Genomic DNA, 17463 nt, shown 5'->3' on the forward strand with positions numbered 1-17463 from the left:
ACGGTTTCGGTAGACTCTCCGAGTGCAAATCCGTGAGCTTACGATTCCTGACGTCTACGAGATCACCCCCGTCCAGCGGGCGGACGATCGTGGAAGGTTTCTCGAGTGGTACCGGTTCGACAAGCTCGCTGAGGTGACGGGTCACCCCATCACCCTGAGGCAGGCGAACACCTCCGTGTCGAAGAAGGGAGTCGTGCGCGGGATCCACTTCGCGGATGTTCCCGTCGGGCAGGCAAAGTACGTCACCGCCATGCATGGGGCAGTGCTCGACTTTGCGATCGACATTCGTCTCGGCTCGCCGACGTTCGGCCAATGGGACACTGTGTTGCTCGACGACGTGGACTGCAAGGCGATCTACCTCTCTGAAGGGCTCGGGCACGCCTTCGTCGCCCTCACCGACGACGCGGTGGTGAGCTACCTCGTCAGTGACACATACAACCCGACCGCAGAGCATGGCATCAACCCGCTGGATGAGCAGATCGGCCTGGTATTTCCGCCCGAAGCCGGCGAGGCGTTGCTGTCGCCGAAAGACGTCGAGGCGCCGTCGCTTGCTGAGGCCGAAGCCCTGGGGCTGCTGCCTCGGTGGGATGATGTCAGGGCGTTTTACAACGAGTTGAACGAAGCAAACGGAGCCTGACATGCGCGGAATAATCCTGGCCGGCGGATCCGGTACGCGCCTCTGGCCGATTACCAAAGGCATCTCCAAGCAGTTGATGCCGATCTACGACAAGCCGATGATCTACTACCCCCTGTCGACGCTGATGATGGCTGACATCAGGGAGATCCTGATCATCACAACACCCGCGTACTACGACCAGTTCAGAGCGTTGCTGGGCGATGGCTCAGAGCTGGGCATCCGACTCGAATACGCGGTGCAGCCGAGCCCGGACGGTCTTGCGCAGGCATTCATCATCGGCGAGGAGTTCATCGGTGACGAGAGCGTCGCCCTTGTGCTCGGCGACAACATCTTCCACGGCGCTGGGCTCGGCTCATCCCTGCGGGGCAACGGTGGGATCGAAGGCGGTCTGATCTTCGCGTACCACGTCTCGAACCCGACCTCCTATGGAGTCGTCGAGTTCGACGATGACATGAAGGCGATCTCCATCGAGGAGAAGCCGACCAAACCGAAGAGCAACTATGCGGTTCCCGGGCTGTACTTCTATGACAACTCTGTTGTCGGCATCGCGAAGACCATTGTTCCGAGCGCGAGGGGTGAGCTCGAGATCTCTACGGTAAACGAGCGGTACCTCGATGCTGGAAAGCTGCAGGTGCAGGTGCTCGACCGGGGGACAGCGTGGCTTGATACCGGAACATTCGAGTCGATGATGCAGGCATCCGAGTATGTGCGTGTCATCGAGGATCGCCAGGGGTTCAAGATTGGCTGCATCGAAGAAATTGCGTGGCGTGCGGGCTGGATCGACGACGCGCAGCTTGCGGCGCTCGCGGCCCCCTTGCAGAAAAGCGGCTACGGTACCTATCTCCAGGGGCTCATCGCCGCCGCAGGATGACCGGCTCGGTGGCGCCGCGATGACGGTTGTTCAGAGTTCTAGGCTAAGTTGGTCCTCGGTCTATGGCCCCGTCCGCAGTGAGGTTGCATGAGATATCTAAAAGAGGTCTTCGCAGCTCGCGAACTGTTGGTGAACCTCACCATGCGAGAGGTGCGAGGCAAGTACAGCCGCACCCTGTTCGGTCAACTCTGGTCGCTGGCCAATCCGTTGGCCCTGATGGTCATCTACACCTTTGTCTTCGGGTTTATTTTCAAAACCGAGCCGGACGTCGGTGACCCCAGCGGCCTCGATGCGTTCGCGCTGTGGCTGTTGTGTGGGTTGCTGCCCTGGACCTTCTTTGCAACGGTCCTCAATGTCGGAATCGGTTCGCTCGTCGCCAATACCGGGCTAATCCAGAAGGTTTACTTCACGCGCATCGTGCTCCCTCTGTCGAATGTCGCATCGAGCGCATACAACTGGCTTTTTGAGATGGCAGTGCTGGTGATCGTGCTCTCGATTGCCGGCGCATTCGTGCTGCCATGGGTGCCGCTGATGATCCTGATCATGCTGTTGCTCGCGATGTTCGCCGCGGGACTTGCTCTCATGCTGTCCATCGCCAACGTGTACTTCCGGGATACGCAGTACTTCCTGACGATCATCCTTCAAATTTGGATGTATCTGTCGCCGATCATCTACCCGGTTTCGCTGGTCGAGCAGGCGTCAAAAGACGTCGGCGGCCTTCTGGGTACATCGGTCTCGCTCATTGACATTTATCGACTCAACCCAATGGATCACTTCATCACGGTGTTTCGAAACCTCCTATACGACAACCGCTGGCCCGACCCGGTGGAGTGGCTGGTGTGCTTCGCGTGGGCCTCCATCACCCTGATCCTCGGCGTGCTGGTATTCCAACGCAATGACAAGAGACTGGCGGAAGCGCTGTGAGCGACATCGCAGTTCGCGTGAACAATGTGAGCAAGAAGTTCAGGATGTACCACGAGCGCAACCAGACGCTCAAGTCGACCATCATGCGCGGTCGGCGTTCAGTGCACGAAGACTTCTGGGCGCTCAAAGACGTCACATTCGACGTGCCGCAGGGGTCGACTTTCGGGCTGATCGGCAGCAACGGCTCGGGTAAGTCAACACTGTTGAAGTGTCTGGCGAGCATCTACTTTCCGAATGAGGGAACCATCGCTCATAAGGGCAAACTGGCCGCGATGCTCGAGGTGGGCTCGGGATTCCACGCCGAGCTCTCCGGTCGAGACAATATTTTCCTGAACGGCTCGATCCTGGGAATGTCAAAGAAGGACATCACGAGCAAATTCGACGAGATCGTGGATTTCTCGGGCGTCGAGCAATTCATCGACCAGCCAGTGAAGAACTACTCGTCGGGAATGTTCGTGCGACTGGGCTTTGCGATTGCCATCAACGTCAATCCAGACATTCTCGTGGTTGACGAGGTGCTCGCCGTTGGCGACCAGGAGTTCCAGGACAAGTGCTACCAGAAATTCCAGGATCTACGCGAAGCCGGCCGCACCGTTATTCTCGTGAGCCACTCGATGGGCACGGTGGAGAAGATGTGCGACAAAGCTGCGTGGATCAGCCACGGAACCCTCCGTGCTGTGGGCGATGCCGCGCCCACCATCCAGGCTTACAAGGATTCGCTATCGAGCAATTCCTGAGCAGGTCAACGGCCTTCACCGCTGTCGTTTCGCTTGTGGCAGCTATCGAATGAGGCCCAGGAATGCAGCGCCGCTCAGCGCTACTCCGTAGACGAGGATTATCCACACGGAAACGGAGTTTCGGACCACCGCTGCTACGGCGACGAGGAGCATTGGAGCAAGCACAAGCGCGTAACGTGGCGAAATCGGCGCGATGGTGTGAAGGGCGAGCTGCATTCCCACCAGCATTAGAGGGGCGGCCACCACCGTGATGACCGCAGTCGCGATGCTCCACAAGCGAAAAATACCTGAACCCCGTGCAGTCAGGAACCAGCCCAGGACACCGGTGATGACGAGTAGGTAGTACGGCGCGGTGACGATCTCCGCCATCGAACTCGTATTATTAATCCCGTCGCGCGCCACCAGAAACACGAATGCGGCACTGAGCACCCCGATGATGGACAGGGTAGATGCGAGTCCCTGGTCTGGGCTGGGGCCAACGCTACTGATGCTGCGGAAAGTGAGCCAAATGAGCTCTGCGAGAGCCGAGCTCCCGAGCGCAACGAGCGGTATTGACATCAAAATGGCAGGGGACGGTGCGGGCCCACCCCGAAATGACGCGCCTGCTTTCAATTTGATGAGGGCATGCAACACCAGTGCTATCGCAACCAGCGCAACGATGAGCAGGAAAGCGACCTTGAGCAGCGTCACCATGACGGCCGTTGCAATGAGCCAGCCCCCGAATCGACCCGTTCGGGCAAATTTATAGCCCAGTACGGCTACAGCGGCTCCACTGGCCAGTGCTGGCGCGTCTGTGGTGATGTAGGTGAAAGCGTAGTGACTGGTCCCGAGGCCTATGGTCGCCAGCCCCAGCCCCAATTGCAACAGTGCTGGCACTTTGAATTCTCGAAAGAGCAATACCAACAGGATCAGCCCAGCGCCGAGCCAAAGAACTCCTGTGGCTCGCGCAGCATCCAGGAGGTTGAGTCCACTGAAGAGCATGACAACCTGAGCTCCGGCCCAGGTGATGCCGAAATACAACGGAGAGTAGATATCTGCCGATGTCAGGCCCTGTTGCGGATACAGTTCCGGCTCATCGTAAATTCCGTCTTCGCCCGTGCACGGTTCTCCGCGAGGACCATACAGGTCTCCGGTGCAGGCCATCGCTTGAAGTGCCGGTTCCCCGATTTCCTCCCCTTGGTGCACGAATCCCTGAGTCGGAAATTTCACTACATAATCGTAGTAAACCCACTCGTCGAATGCCGAGAAAACTTCGTCGTGCTGAGACAAATTGGAAATAGAAACAGCAGCGCCGACGACCACAAGCACGATCGCGACGGCCCATTTCGAAATCCATTGGCGAGGGCCCGCTACCGCACGTCTTGTTGTGGGGATTTTGATCATTGCAACCTTTTACATCTCACTGTGGCTGCCGTGGAACCGCTTCGGACGATACCCGGCAAAATACTGGGTCCAGCTTAGGCGCAACCGCTCGCCAGCCCTGTTCCACCGCCTGCCTCCTGAATTGGCTCACCTATAGTTGTGTTAAAGGCCGTGGTGCTACGCCGGTAGCGCTGGTTCGGTGACACCAAAGGACACGACATACGTATGACGCATGACCGCAACGTTCTCGTAGTCACCTCGGACTCCCTGTCGGAGAAGATGGCGGGGCCAGCCATCCGCGCGTTCGAGATAGCGAAGGCGGTCGCGTCAGTCGCCAACGTGAAGCTGGCCTCGACGGTGCACTCCACACTGTCCCATGATGGCCTTGAGATCGTGGACGTGTCCAAGGTCGGACTCGAAAGCCTGGTCGAATGGGCCGACGTCCTGGTTTTCCAGGGCCATCTCCTCAGCTCCCATCCGTGGATCAAGGCCACCGACAAGATCATCGTCGTCGACATCTACGACCCGATGCACCTCGAAGTGCTCGAACAGTCGCGCGGGCGCTCGTTCGATGATCGGGTCTACATCAGCTCCGCCACGGTCGGCGTTCTCAACGATCAGATTCTTCGCGCTGACTACATGGTGTGCGCGTCTGAAAAGCAGCGGGACTTCTGGCTGGGCCAGATGGCGGGCCTGGGGCGGATCAACCCGGCGACATACGACGCTGACACGAGCCTGCGAGGGCTGATCGATGTCGTGCCGTTCGGTTTGCCTGACGCTGCTCCGGTTCAGAACAAGCACGCAATCAAGGGTGCTGTCGCGGGTATCGCCGCAACGGACAAGGTGATCCTGTGGGGCGGTGGGATCTATAACTGGTTCGACCCGATCACCCTGATCAAAGCTGTAGAGAAACTCGCCGAGCGCCGACCGGAAGTGCGTCTGTATTTTCTGGGCGTCAAGCACCCCAATCCGCACGTGCCGACCATGCAGATGGCGTTCGATGCAAAGAAGCTGGCGGAAGAGCGAGGGCTGCTCGACCGGATCGTCTTCTTCAACGAAGGATGGGTGCCGTACGACGAACGCGCGGACTACCTGCTGGATGCCGACGTCGGTGTCAGCACCCACCTGGATCACCTCGAGACTGCGTTCAGCTTTCGAACGCGAATCCTGGACTACCTCTGGACGTCACTGCCCGTCGTGTCTACCGATGGTGACACGTTTGCCGAGTTGATCCAGAAGAACTCCCTGGGCGCCGTGGTTCCTGCGGGTGATGTCGAGGCGCTCGAGGCTGCGCTGGAACTTACGCTGTTCGACGACGAAGAGCATGGGCGGATCACCGCGCGCGTGGCGGAGTTTGCTGAGCTGTACAAATGGGATCGTGTGTTGCAGCCGTTGCTCGACTTCTGCGCGAACGGGACTCGTGCCGCTGACCTCAATGCGAACGTGCAGATTGCCGCTGTTGCTGAGATCGCTAGCCTGAAAGCGAGGGTCGCCGACCTGGAGACGCAGACGGGTGGGCTGCACGCCAGCGCCTCCTGGCGGATCACCGCGCCACTGAGGGCGGTCACGGGTGCTGCGAGGCGCATCCTGAAGTAGCGAGAACAGGGAAGTCCGGCGAATTGGTAGACTTCCCGCGCTCGACGTCAGACTCTGAGAGGTTCGAATGCCCACGTTGAAATCCGGGGTCGTCTCCGTCGTGCTCGTCAATTTTCGCGGAACGGACGACACCCTCGAAGCCATCCGGAACCTGCGCCTGCTTGAGTGGCCGGCCGAACTGCTCGAGATCGTGGTCGTCGAAAACGGATCCGGCGATGACAGCGCTGCGCGACTCCGGGTCGAGGCGCCAGGCATCACGCTCGTCGTATCTGCCACGAACGACGGCTTTGCCGGCGGGTGCAACAGGGGCGTCGCGGCATCCAGCGGAGAATTCATAGCCCTGCTCAACAACGATGCGAAACCCGATCCGGGGTGGGTGAAGGCCGCAGTATCGAAGTTCGGCGAATCACCTCGAATCGGCGCGGTGGCCAGCAGGGTGCTCGACTGGGATGGCAAACTCGTCGACTACATCGGCTCAGCCATGACCTGGTACGGCATGGGCTACAAGCCTTTTACTGCGGAAGCTGTGCCGCCGAAAGTCGACACTGCTCGAGACGTGCTGTTCGGTACCGGCTCGGCGATGTTCGTGCGTCGCACCGCTTACGACGAACTCGGTGGTTTCGACGAACGGTATTTCATGTTCTTCGAAGACGTGGATCTCGGCTGGCGACTCAACCTCGCGGGCTGGCGCTTCGTATACGAGCCTGCTTCTCTCGCATTCCACAAGCATCACGCTTCGATGAGCGCGTTCGGTCCCTACAAGGAGACCTACCTGCTCGAACGTAACGCGCTCTTCACCCTCTATAAGAACATCGGGGACGAAAGTGTCGGCTCCGCGCTGCCGGCGGCGATCGGGCTCTCCGTCCGTCGGGGCATCGCCCGTGGAAAACTCGATTCGACCTCATTCGACCTGCGCAAACCCGGGGGCGACGCTGAGCAGACGATGGAAGTGTCGAAGCAGACAATGGCCGCGACCTTCGCGATCGACCAGTTCGTCGAGGAGCTTCCGGGGCTCCGAGCAACTCGCGACAGGATTCAGGCGGGTCGCCAAATCTCTGATGAGCGAATCTGGAAGCTGTTCGGGCTGGCTGACGCTCCGGTGTTCCAGGAGGAGGGCTACCTCAGGGGATACGAAAACCTCGTAACGGCGTTCGATGTCACGGAACCGCCGTCGGCAACGAACGTGGTCGTCATTACCGGGGATCCGATCGGCGCGAAGATCGCCGGTCCGGCCATCCGTGCCTGGAACATGGCTGAGCTGCTGTCACGACACTGCACGGTGACCCTCGTCAGCCTTTCGAGGGTCGAAAAAGTAGATGCGCCCTTCGATCTCGTTCATGTGTCGATGGGCGACGACCGCTCGTTCTCCAAACTCGAAGCCGCGGCGGATGTGATCGTCTTCCAGGGCAACGCCATGTCGGTGTTCGACTCACTGCGAGATTCGAAGAAGATCCTGGTCGTTGACCTCTACGACCCGATGCATCTCGAGCAGCTCGAGCAGGGCCGGGAACTGCCGGCGGCACAGTGGGACAAGCAGGTGAGCGACGCCACGGACGTGCTGAACCAGCAGATGGAGCGTGGAGACTTCTTCCTCTGTGCATCCGATCGCCAGAGACTGTTCTGGCTCGGACAGTTGGCTTCTCTCGGGCGCATTAATCCGGATACCTATCGGGGTGACCCAGACCTTGACGGGCTTCTGAGCGTCGTGCCGTTCGGGCTGTCTTCCACGCCACCCGAACACCGCAGGGACGTGCTCAAAGGTGTACTACCGGGAATCACCGAACACGACAAGGTGCTGCTCTGGAGCGGAGGGCTGTACAACTGGTTCGACCCGAAGACCCTGATCAGGGCGGTCGGTCGAGTCTCTGAGAAGCACGACAACGTGCGTTTGTTCTTCCAGGGCACCAAGCACCCGCACCCCGGCGTACCCGAGATGGAGATCGTCGGCGAGTCGAGGGCGCTCGCACAGCAGCTGGGGCTGCTCGGCTCAACGGTGTTCTTCAATGACTCGTGGGTCGACTACAGCGATCGCGAAAACTACCTTCTCGAAGCAGATGTGGGAGTCAGCACTCACTTCTCCCACATCGAAACGACATTCTCTTTCCGAACCCGGATCCTGGACTACCTCTGGGCAGAGCTTCCGATGGTGGTCACGGCTGGTGACCACTTCGCCGAACTCATCGAAGCCGAGAACCTCGGGATCGTGGTTCCGGCCGAGGATGTGGATGCGCTAGCCGCGGCCCTCGAACGCGCGATATTCGACACCGAGTTCATCGCAACGGTGCGCGCGAACATCCAGAATGTGCGCGAACGTTACTTCTGGGAGGTGGCTTTGGCGCCGCTCGTCGAGTTCGTGGCAGCGCCGCACCATGCAGGCGACATGCGGATCGCACAGGGTAGCCGCGCAACCGCCGCTCCGAACCGGCAGCGCAGGAGACGATCGGGGCTCCGCCACGATCTCGGGCTCGTGAAGCACTACCTGCAGAACGGTGGTCCGGTCGTCGTCTTCGACAAGGTGAGGCGTCGCCTCCGGCGCGGCTGATTCATGCTGCGTATCTCTGTCGCGCTGTGCACCTACAACGGGGCCAATTTCATCGAGGAGCAGCTGCGCTCGATCCTCGAGCAGCGCATGATGCCCCAACAGCTGGTTATCTCTGACGACGGCTCTCGTGATGACACGCTGGACCGTATCGCAAGGGTGCTAGCGTCGCTGCCTCACCAACACCCTGGTCGGTCGGTATCGATCAATATCCTGAAGAACGCTATCCCGCTGGGCGTCGTCAAGAACTTCGAGCAGGCACTTCTCGCGTGCGACGGCGAGTTGGTTGCGCTTTGCGACCAGGATGACGTGTGGCATCCGGATCGAATCGAGGCAGCGGTCGCGCACTTCCGGAGAGATGACGAGGTCATGCTCGTTCACTCGGACGCGCGGCTGGTCGACGAGTCGGGCAGCCCGATCGGGCATTCATTGTTCTACGCCTTGAGGATCACGGATGCCGAGCTGGCCGAGGTGAGACAGGGCGACGAGCTGGCGGTATTACTGAGGCGGAATCTGGTGACCGGGGCGACCGCGATGTTCCGCAGGGCTGTGGTGGCGCTCGCCGCGCCATTCCCGGAGCCGTGGGTTCACGACGAGTGGCTGGCCGTGATTGCAGCATCAATCGGCAGGGGAGAGATCGTCATGGACGAGCTGGTGGATTATCGCCAGCACTCTGCAAACCAGATCGGTGTCTCGAGACTCGGGCTGTTGGGCAGGGTCGGCAGAGTGCTCGAGCCCCGAAACGGTCGCAACCGCCATCTTGCCGAGAGGGCTCAGGTGCTGGTGTCCAGGCTCGACTCTCTCGGCGATGCTGTCAGGCCTGATGCTCGCGATCGCGCGCGGGAGAAGCTTGTTCACCTCCGCGTTCGTGCCCGCTTCTCCCGTGTGCAACTGCTGCGACTGCTGCCCGTGCTGAAAGAAGTCTCCACGGGGCGCTATGCGCGATACAGCAGGGGCGCTGGCGACATCCTGAGAGACCTGCTCCAACCCGCGGGAAACGAACGGCGCTAGCTCCGCAGATCCGGCACGGGGCGTGTGAGGCGGTATCCCAGCACGCCGATCACGCCCACAACGACGGCGAACGCGACAATGAGAGCCGCAGCGCTACCCGGCGGCGCCCAATCCGGCGCGACAACCATACGCAACCACGAGCCCTCACTGCCGGTGGCGTAGCGATTGATGGTCGAGACGAACGTGAGCAACTGGGTGAAGGCCCAGGCTGCGCACACAAAACCCGCGATGCGCGCCCGTGCGAACCCGGGCAGCTCCTCGAACGGCCGCGCCAGGAGCGATCCGGCAGCCATCAACACGAGAACGAGTAAGGGCAGCGCATACCGGCCCTGCCAAATCCACCCTCCGGTCATAATGAACGCAGCCTGCACCAGCGCGGGGAGAAGAATGAGCGCCGCCACCAGCACAGCCATCAGCGCCAGGCGCCGCCCGCGCAACAGCGCGAAGGAGCCGAGCAGCAGGCCGCCCATCAGCAGCGCCCACAAGGCGTAGGTCTGAATCGGTGCCTCGGTATCCAGCCAACCGAAGACACCGACCATCTCCTGCAGGTGGGGTACAAAGCGCACCATCATCTTCGCAAAACCCACGATCGGAGACGCGCCGATGTCGACCACGCCCGGCCGATCATCGGGAAGCTCGACCGCTGGGGCGAAATTATTCGAGGCGCGGAGCCAGATCAGCGCGAAGCTGACGGCAGCCGCGATCGAGACGATCGCCACCCTGACGGCAGGAGTTCTCAGAAGCTCGCGCATATGCTCCCTCGACGCGAGCATGAACGGCGCGAAAAGTGCCACTGCGAGCCACAGGGGAGAGAGGCCGCGCATATTGGCGGCGATAGCGGCAGAGACGATCAGGATGACTGCTCGCTGCGTGAGAAGGCTTCGGTCGGGATAGCGGACGATGCTGAGCATCGCCACGAAAGCCGCCAGGGTCGCCGTGACCTCGACTGAGTTCGGATTGACTGATCCGTTCAGGAACAGAACCATCGGGGTGATGCAGGTAGCCAGTGCCACCATCGGGAGGCGCCTATTACGCCAGGCCGCGACCATCATCACGGCGATGGCGAGGAATGCGCTGGAGATTATTCCGCTGACGATCCGGATCGCGAACACGCCCGTCGAGTCCTGGAAGATGAGTGAGGGCCAGCCCACCATCAGGTAGTAAGCGGGATTGTAGAGTCCGGCGGTTGTGGCGGAGCCGACGATCTCAGCGGGATCTCCCGGCACCGGTGGGATGCAGTTCGCGGGCACCTCGTCGTTGTTTGCCGGGCATGTCTGGCCGTGGGTGAAGGCGATGTACTGCGGGACGGAGACCTTGCTCCCTTCCGGGCCCGGGTCGCCAACGAACTGTCCGCGCGCTACAGACGCGGCTTTGATCGTGTGGGCGGGCTCGTCGGGCGCCGCGGCAAGGGGAGTCGCTATCGACCACAGGATTGAAAGAGAAGAGAGCAGAACCCAGCTGGCGAGGAACACGAGCCATGGCCTATGGCGGCGCAGCACTGCGGATCCTCGGCCTGCCATGCCGCTCGTTGAGGCTGGTTTGCGTGAGCTGCTGGGCATGCCCCGATACTAGCCGCGCGTGCGCCGCGCACCCTGCCTGCCCGCCCCCAGTCACGCCCTGTGATAAATTGACGACCGAATCTTTTTGGCGACAGGGGCCGTTTCGCGATGGAACATGAAGGCCGTTCTTCCTCGCGTGGTGCACTCGTCGTGCTCGCCGTCGCGGTGGCTGTCGGCTTTGCCTTCGCGGCCATAACGCCCTGGATCCTCGTCGCGGTGACCCTGGCGGTCGTGGCGCTGGCGCTGGCGCAACGCATGGGATGGACGCTTGCTGCCGCGGGATCAGTCGTGGTCATGTTCGTTACAGCCGTTCTTCTGGCCAGGGTGCTGCAGCCCATCGCGGTCGAGCTTGATGTAAAGGTGAGGATCGCACTGCTCGCCATCGCCGTGGGTTCCCTGATCGCGATGTGGCTCGTGCGGAATGACCTGCGTGTTCCGAGCTGGGCCGTCGCGAGGCCTGTTCTCGCGTTCGTGGCGCCGCTTGCGGCAGCAGCGGTCGTTCTGATGGTGCTGGTGACAGTGTCTGCTCCCACCGGCAGCAGGATCTCGTGGGCGATGATCAACGACGCGGTCTGGAACACCGTTTCAGCGCGGTTCGTCGCGGACGACGGTGGGCTCAGTGTTGCGCGCCCCAATTCCTCGCCGCTCACCGCCCTGCTTTTGGCTGTCGCGGTATCCACCGGTCGAGGGAGTGTAGCTGCCGGCGACGCTCTGCTTCACGACGTAACTCGAGAGGCGCAACTCTGGCTGTTGCTCATCCTCGTGTCGAGCGTATTGGCGGGGCTGATTGCTCGGGCCGGGCTGCATATGCTTCGTCCGCTTGCCCGTGGGGTGGCGAGTTTCGCCGTCGCCTGTATCCCGCTTTCCAGCTTCGTCATCGGGTACGCGTTCCAGTTCGGCTTCTATAACGTGACAATCTCCCTGATTGTGCTTCTCTGTTCATGGATCGCGTGGACCCACGCTCGCCGCTCGCCGCTCGCCGCGACCATCGCACTGTCTTTGAGCACCCTCGCGCTGCTATCGGCGTGGGCGCCACTGGCGATAGTGCCGCTGGCGCTCGCTCTGGGTGTTGTCGTGCGGGCCGGCCCCCGGTGGGTGCTGGGGCTGAGGGGATCGAGGTTGCTAGCAGTTCTCGCGGCGATTCTCGCTGTGCCCGCGTACGCAGTGGCTGTGACCATTCCAGACCTACTCAGGGAGGGTGATGCACTCTCTGCTGACGGGGGAATCTTCCTTTTCGCTCCCGCGAACTACATACTCGTGATGACCGTCACCCTCATCGTGCTGCTTTTGACGGCGTGGAGGGGACGCATGTGGTCCAACGCGGTGGGCCTGGGAATAGTCGTTCTTGCGGGGGGCGTCGGGCTTTCTTATCTCGTCGCACAACGGCTGGGTCTGGACCAGGTCTGGGGCTACTACCCCATCAAGTACTCCTGGATCCTCGCGATGCTCATGATCATCGTGCTCGCGGTCACGATGCTGTCATGGATGTCCGGGTCGGCGAAGAGAGCCGGGGCATGGGGAGCGCTCAGAAAGCCGGGGGTAGCGGCTGCCACAGCCCTCGTCATCCTTGGTTTACTCCATTGGCCCGAACTGACTGAAGAGAGCAGGGATTTGCCGCTGTCTTTGATCAGCGGGTCATCCAACATCAGCAGCGATGTGGTGGCCACGCTGTTCGCCCGCTCAAACCCGGAAAACGTGACGGTCCTTGCCCGTTATTCAGACGACCGATCGGATGACCAGTTCGTGAACAGCTGGCTCATCCAGCAGCACGCCACTGACAGCAAGGATCCCATCAGGCCCTATGCGTATTACCTCGACGGATCCGATGCATACCAGCTCTGCGACCTGGCGAGGCTGTTGCCGACCAGGTTGATGGTGCTGACGAAGTCCCCGCCGCTTCGCGCCGAAGTCGACGCGGCGTGCCCTGGGCTGGGGGTGAATGTTGTCGTCCACTGAGCCGGAGAATTCTGGCCCGGGCGGATTCAGACTTATCGCCGGCGCCACGGCGACAGCAGGAATCTGCGCATACGCCATCCAGGCCATCGCCGCGCGGGGGCTTGCTGACTCGTATGCGGTCTTCGCCGTATTCTGGTCGGCCCTCTTCCTGGTCATCGGAGCCCTCGCCGGAGTGCAGCAGGAGGTCACACGGGCCACGATGCCGAGAAGGGCGACGAGCGCTCCGGGCCGCGCAAACATCGTGATCTTCGCCGCAGGGGTGTCGGTGGCCGTAGTGGTACTGCTTCTGCTGACGGGAGTCGCGTGGGGGAACGCCGTATTCGGTGAGCTTGGATACGTGCTCGTCGTGCCCCTCGCGGTCGGAGCCGGACTTTCGGTGCTCCTGGCAAGCGTCACCGGTACCATGTACGGGCTGCGCTCCTGGCGACCGCTGGCGCTGGCTATCGTGCTCGATGTAGCACTCAGGTTGTTGTTCGTGGCCATCGGGCTCGCCCTCGGGCTGCGCGTGACGGGTATCGCCTGGCTCACGGTGATCCCGATCGGCCTCGTAGTCGTGGTCGTACTCGGCATCACCAAAGGATCGGTGCTCACCGGCGGCGAGCTTGATGTCGGGTACGGCGCGGCCATCGCCAACGTGCTGAGGACGGTCGTGGCGTCCGGAGCGACAGCAATTCTGGTCAGCGGGTTCCCGTTGCTGCTCGGGGTGACGAGTCCGACAGTTCAGGGCAGGATGCTAAGCGCGGTTGTATTCGCACTGACGCTGACTCGAGCGCCCCTCGTCGTTTCGACGATCGCGTTTCAGAGCTACCTGATCGTGCACTTCCGTGACGCGAAGCGCCACATCGCTCGATCGCTGCTGCTGATCATGGGTGGCGTCGCCGGCGTCGGCATAGTCGGATCGCTGATCGCCTGGTGGGTCGGCGCCGATCTCATCGTGTGGATAGCTGGTGACCTGTTCAGGGTCGATCCAGGATTCGTCGGACTGATGGTGGCATCGTCCATACCCACGGCCTGGCTGGCGCTGAGCGGCACGGCTGTGCTCGCTCGAGGCGGCCATAACTTCTATTCGGCAGGCTGGCTCGTAGCCGCGTGCGTAGCAGTGGCATTGCTACTGCTGCCAGCTGATATCGAGACCCGGGCGCTCATATCACTGAGCGTTGCTCCGCTGGTGGGGCTAGCGGTCCACTGTGTGGCTTTGGTTCGAGCTGGTCGAGGCGCAGAGACAGGAGAGTGACCTCCTCCGCCAAAGTCCTGGTCTTGTTCTCGAGCTTCGTGAGCTCCGCGCTGTTCTGGATGCACACCAGGAAGAGCACGGCGATACTGACGAAGAAGACGAGGTTGGTGGGCAGGGTGATTCCCAGCAGCCCGGCAGCCCAGTCGAGCACCGTGGGGAACACTCCGATGACGAGGGCGAGTACCCCGGCAACGATCCACCAGATGGCGTGACGTTCGCGCAACCGTCCGCGGCGCAGCATCTCCACGACGACGAGAAGGATGCCCAGCGCTGCGGCGATACCGAATATGTAGGTGATGGGACTCACGGGTGACCACCTTCCTCAACCGTCGTCGGCCTCACGAGCGCGAAGCCCAGGGCAAGGATCGCGCGACCGAGGTAGAGGGCCGCCTTGAATGGATTGTGCGAGGGAGTGCCGCCCGCCCGGGGTCGCATCGACGCCGGGAGTTGACGGATGACGAGCCCGGCCCTTGCTCCGATGACCAGAGCCTCGATCGTGTCGCCCAGATACTCTGCCGGATAGGTGACCGAGAACAACCTGACCGCGCGAGGCCCGCTTGCCTTGAGGCCGGAGGTCGTGTCGGTCAGTTTCGTGCCGGTCGTGCGACTGAGGATGACGGCAAGCACCCTCATGGCCCATCGTCGAGGGCCGCGCACCTCATAGTCGCCCTGTCCGGCGAACCGAGCCCCGATCACGAGGTCTGCCGAGGCGAGACCCTCCAGCAGCGCTGGGACATTACCGGGGTCGTGCTGGCCATCCGAATCGATCTGGACGACATTGTCGAAACCGTGATCCATGGCGTAGCGGAAGCCGAGCCGCATCGCTCCACCTACTCCCAGGTTGAACGGGAGCCTGGCCACGATCGCTCCAGCGGCGGTGGCCTCAGCCACGGTCGCGTCTGTCGAACCATCATCGACGACGAGGCACCCGACGCCGGGCAGGGCGGCGAACACTTCGGTAACCACATCGGCGACTGACGCCTCTTCGTTGAACGCCGGCATCACGATCAGCGTGCGCTCAAATGTGACAACCATGACGGAATTCTAACCTGCGCTCAGCAAGCGGAAAAGAGAAGTCTCTCAGCCACGCGAAAAGGCGTGGCTGGAGAGGGACTTCACCGCTTCTGACTCGCGCCCGACTATAGCTCCGGGAAGTTGGGTGAGGGCATTGAGCCGCGAGGTGAGGTGCACGCGGGCAGCGCGCGACGCCTTGTTCCATCCTTTCGACCGCATCGTCTCCGCGGTTTGGCGGAACAACTCCTTCTCCTCCTTGAATCGTCCACTTCCGCTTCCGGCCCACGATGACGCGCTCGCGGAATGGCGTCGGTATTCGAACACGACAGTGTCGTCGAGAACGAGAACTCCACCGTCCTCGATGATCGACAGCTGGAGAGCGAGGTCGAGGACGATGCGGAACTCTTCACGGAACCCGTGGGCGGCCAACACGTCTGTGCGCCAACAGAGTGAGGGGAAGTATGTCCAGTTTCCCTGAAGCAGGCTCGCGGCCAGCTTTTCGCCGGACAACCGCGCGGGATGCTTTCCTTTTGGTCGAAACAGGGACTTGACCCTGTCCCCCAACGGAGAGGACCTGATGCCGTTATCGTCAATGGTCGCAACGCCGGGCTGGAAGTATGCGGCATCGGGAAACTGTGAGATCAGCGCCGTCATGCGAATCACGTAGCCGGAAAGCATGATGTCGTCGCACCCCATGATGACCGTGAATTCGGCCTCGGCCAATTCGATGCTTCGCTGGAAGTTGCCCGAGATTCCAAGATTTCGTTCGTTCACGACGTACACGATTCGCGGGTCGGCCAGCGCTTCGACGTAGCGGCGCGGTTCCGCGTCAGGGTAGACGTCGTCGAGGATGACGAGACGCCACTCGCCGCGCTGGCTTCGCACGCTGTCGACGGCGAGGATGAACTGCGCCACATCGCCGTAAAAGGGCATCATAATGTCAATCGCCACCGCTGGAGCATACCCGCAAGCGAACCCGACGAGCCAACGGATAGAGTTCTTGGCAGCACCGACCGAAAGCGAAAGAGGCGATTTCCTGTATGAAAAGGGCTCTCATAACCGGAATCACCGGCCAGGATGGAATGTACCTCGGCGAGTTGCTTCTCTCTAAGGGATACGAGGTTTTCGGGTTGGTTCGCGGCCAGAACAACCCGAAGCTCGAGATGGTGCGATCCGTGCTTCCCGGTGCCAAATTGCTGTTCGGCGACCTCACCGATCTCTCCAGCCTGCTGAGAGCGCTGGATGTCGCGCAACCCGACGAAATCTACAATCTGGGCGCCATCTCCTTTGTCGCGTATTCGTGGGAGAACGCCGCTCTGACGACCGACGTCACAGGCAAGGGGGCGCTCAACATCCTCGAAGCAACGCGGTTGCACTCTGGCGATGACCTGGCGCGAATTCGCTTCTATCAGGCTTCGAGCTCTGAGATGTTCGGCAAGGTGCAGGCAGTGCCTCAGCGAGAAGACACTCTTCTCTGGCCGCGCTCGCCCTACGGGGTGGCGAAGGTTTTCGCCCACTACATGACCATCAACTACCGCGAGTCCTACGGCATGCACGCGTCGTCGGGGTTGCTCTTCAATCACGAATCACCGCGCCGAGGGCCTGAATTCGTGACTCGGAAGGTCTCCCAGGCGGTTGCGAAAATTGCCGCAGGCGTGCAGGACAAGATCGTGATGGGAAATCTCGATGCAAGCCGGGACTGGGGTTTCGCGGGTGACTACGTTGAAGCGATGTGGCTCATGCTCCAGCAGGACACAGCTGACGACTATGTGATCTCCACCGGAGAGACGCACACGATCCGTGAACTTCTCACTGTCGCCTTTGCGCACGTCGGCATCGATGACTGGGAATCATATGTGGTGCAGGATCCCCAATTCATGAGGCCAGCCGAGGTAGACCTGCTCGTGGGTGATCCATCCAAAGCCCGCGAGGTGCTGGGATGGAAACCCACAGTGGGCTTTGAGGAACTCGTGACGATGATGGTCGACTCCGATCTCGCCGAGCTGAAGAAACACGGCTAATC

15 protein-coding genes are annotated in these 17463 nt (G+C 61.3%); 10 read left to right on the forward strand and 5 right to left on the reverse strand.

Annotated elements, in window-relative coordinates; translation table 11 throughout:
- The first annotated feature begins 22 nt into the window (after positions 1 to 22).
- The 4 genes from IEW81_RS07275 (at position 23) to IEW81_RS07290 (ending at position 3169) form a co-directional block, all read left to right on the forward strand.
- On the forward strand, positions 23 to 637 hold the full coding sequence (locus IEW81_RS07275) for a dTDP-4-dehydrorhamnose 3,5-epimerase family protein (protein WP_097059300.1): 615 nt from the start codon (positions 23 to 25) through the stop codon (positions 635 to 637).
- Between the two features lies 1 nt (position 638).
- Complete coding sequence (rfbA, locus tag IEW81_RS07280; RefSeq protein WP_097059301.1) at positions 639 to 1508, forward strand: glucose-1-phosphate thymidylyltransferase RfbA; 870 nt, start codon at positions 639 to 641, stop codon at positions 1506 to 1508.
- An 87-nt stretch (positions 1509 to 1595) separates the two neighbouring features.
- On the forward strand, positions 1596 to 2432 hold the full coding sequence (locus tag IEW81_RS07285; protein ID WP_097059302.1) for an ABC transporter permease: 837 nt from the start codon (positions 1596 to 1598) through the stop codon (positions 2430 to 2432).
- Entirely contained in the window at positions 2429 to 3169 is a 741-nt protein-coding gene (locus IEW81_RS07290; protein ID WP_218839942.1) for an ABC transporter ATP-binding protein, read from the forward strand. The genes IEW81_RS07285 and IEW81_RS07290 overlap by 4 nt, the downstream gene beginning before the upstream one ends.
- Positions 3170 to 3211: 42 nt before the next feature.
- Here the strand turns inward: IEW81_RS07290 and IEW81_RS07295 are convergent, their stop codons facing one another.
- Positions 3212 to 4552, reverse strand: coding sequence for a hypothetical protein (locus tag IEW81_RS07295; protein WP_143544601.1), 1341 nt, complete (start codon positions 4550 to 4552; stop codon positions 3212 to 3214).
- Between the two features lie 204 nt (positions 4553 to 4756).
- On the opposite strand from IEW81_RS07295, the gene IEW81_RS07300 reads away from it, so the two are divergent.
- The 3 genes from IEW81_RS07300 (at position 4757) to IEW81_RS07310 (ending at position 9677) form a co-directional block, all read left to right on the forward strand.
- Positions 4757 to 6127 (forward strand): glycosyltransferase, encoded by a 1371-nt coding sequence (locus tag IEW81_RS07300; protein ID WP_097059304.1) that lies wholly within the window; start codon positions 4757 to 4759, stop codon positions 6125 to 6127.
- A gap of 67 nt (positions 6128 to 6194) precedes the next feature.
- Complete coding sequence (locus tag IEW81_RS07305; protein ID WP_097059305.1) at positions 6195 to 8669, forward strand: glycosyltransferase; 2475 nt, start codon at positions 6195 to 6197, stop codon at positions 8667 to 8669.
- Positions 8670 to 8672: 3 nt separating this feature from the next.
- Entirely contained in the window at positions 8673 to 9677 is a 1005-nt protein-coding gene (locus tag IEW81_RS07310; protein ID WP_097059306.1) for a glycosyltransferase family 2 protein, read from the forward strand.
- On the opposite strand, the gene IEW81_RS07315 is transcribed toward IEW81_RS07310, so the two are convergent.
- Positions 9674 to 11236 carry a DUF2142 domain-containing protein gene (locus IEW81_RS07315; protein WP_097059307.1) on the reverse strand — a complete coding sequence of 521 codons (1563 nt, stop codon included), beginning with the start codon at positions 11234 to 11236 and terminating at the stop codon, positions 9674 to 9676. The genes IEW81_RS07310 and IEW81_RS07315 overlap by 4 nt on opposite strands.
- A gap of 108 nt (positions 11237 to 11344) precedes the next feature.
- Between IEW81_RS07315 and IEW81_RS07320 the strand changes: the two genes are divergently transcribed.
- Together IEW81_RS07320 and IEW81_RS07325 are read left to right on the forward strand one after the other, a co-directional pair.
- The gene (locus IEW81_RS07320) at positions 11345 to 13192 is read left to right on the forward strand and encodes a hypothetical protein (protein WP_097059308.1); all 1848 of its coding nucleotides are present in this window, start codon (positions 11345 to 11347) and stop codon (positions 13190 to 13192) included.
- The gene (locus IEW81_RS07325) at positions 13179 to 14426 is read left to right on the forward strand and encodes a hypothetical protein (protein WP_179691721.1); all 1248 of its coding nucleotides are present in this window, start codon (positions 13179 to 13181) and stop codon (positions 14424 to 14426) included. The genes IEW81_RS07320 and IEW81_RS07325 overlap by 14 nt, the downstream gene beginning before the upstream one ends.
- Here the strand turns inward: IEW81_RS07325 and IEW81_RS07330 are convergent.
- From IEW81_RS07330 to IEW81_RS07340, 3 genes are read right to left on the reverse strand one after another with little or no spacing between them, the layout of a single operon-like run.
- On the reverse strand, positions 14335 to 14733 hold the full coding sequence (locus IEW81_RS07330; protein WP_097059310.1) for a DUF2304 domain-containing protein: 399 nt from the start codon (positions 14731 to 14733) through the stop codon (positions 14335 to 14337). The two genes, IEW81_RS07325 and IEW81_RS07330, sit on opposite strands and share 92 nt — an antisense overlap.
- Complete coding sequence (locus IEW81_RS07335; RefSeq protein WP_097059311.1) at positions 14730 to 15461, reverse strand: glycosyltransferase family 2 protein; 732 nt, start codon at positions 15459 to 15461, stop codon at positions 14730 to 14732. The genes IEW81_RS07330 and IEW81_RS07335 overlap by 4 nt, the downstream gene beginning before the upstream one ends.
- A 45-nt stretch (positions 15462 to 15506) precedes the next feature.
- A complete protein-coding gene (locus IEW81_RS07340) occupies positions 15507 to 16391 on the reverse strand; it encodes a glycosyltransferase family 2 protein (RefSeq protein WP_097059312.1) in 885 nt (294 codons plus the stop codon).
- An 89-nt stretch (positions 16392 to 16480) separates the two neighbouring features.
- Between IEW81_RS07340 and IEW81_RS07345 the strand changes: the two genes are divergently transcribed.
- Complete coding sequence (locus IEW81_RS07345; RefSeq protein ID WP_097059313.1) at positions 16481 to 17461, forward strand: GDP-mannose 4,6-dehydratase; 981 nt, start codon at positions 16481 to 16483, stop codon at positions 17459 to 17461.
- Positions 17462 to 17463 lie beyond the last annotated feature (2 nt).

This window comes from Salinibacterium xinjiangense, from assembly GCF_014645015.1.
Classification (GTDB): Bacteria; Actinomycetota; Actinomycetes; order Actinomycetales; family Microbacteriaceae; genus Rhodoglobus; species Rhodoglobus xinjiangensis.

Excerpts from the sequence above, each read along its gene's own strand:
- IEW81_RS07285 (WP_097059302.1), top strand. The coding sequence starts at position 1,596 with ATGAGATATCTAAAAGAGGTCTTCGCAGCTCGCGAACTGTTGGTGAAC.
- IEW81_RS07345 (WP_097059313.1), top strand. The coding sequence starts at position 16,481 with ATGAAAAGGGCTCTCATAACCGGAATCACCGGCCAGGATGGAATGTAC.
- IEW81_RS07300 (WP_097059304.1), top strand. The coding sequence starts at position 4,757 with ATGACGCATGACCGCAACGTTCTCGTAGTCACCTCGGACTCCCTGTCG.
- IEW81_RS07295 (WP_143544601.1), bottom strand. The coding sequence starts at position 4,552 with ATGATCAAAATCCCCACAACAAGACGTGCGGTAGCGGGCCCTCGCCAA.
- IEW81_RS07315 (WP_097059307.1), bottom strand. The coding sequence starts at position 11,236 with ATGCCCAGCAGCTCACGCAAACCAGCCTCAACGAGCGGCATGGCAGGC.
- IEW81_RS07320 (WP_097059308.1), top strand. The coding sequence starts at position 11,345 with ATGGAACATGAAGGCCGTTCTTCCTCGCGTGGTGCACTCGTCGTGCTC.
- IEW81_RS07310 (WP_097059306.1), top strand. The coding sequence starts at position 8,673 with ATGCTGCGTATCTCTGTCGCGCTGTGCACCTACAACGGGGCCAATTTC.
- IEW81_RS07305 (WP_097059305.1), top strand. The coding sequence starts at position 6,195 with ATGCCCACGTTGAAATCCGGGGTCGTCTCCGTCGTGCTCGTCAATTTT.
- IEW81_RS07335 (WP_097059311.1), bottom strand. The coding sequence starts at position 15,461 with ATGGTTGTCACATTTGAGCGCACGCTGATCGTGATGCCGGCGTTCAAC.
- rfbA (WP_097059301.1), top strand. The coding sequence starts at position 639 with ATGCGCGGAATAATCCTGGCCGGCGGATCCGGTACGCGCCTCTGGCCG.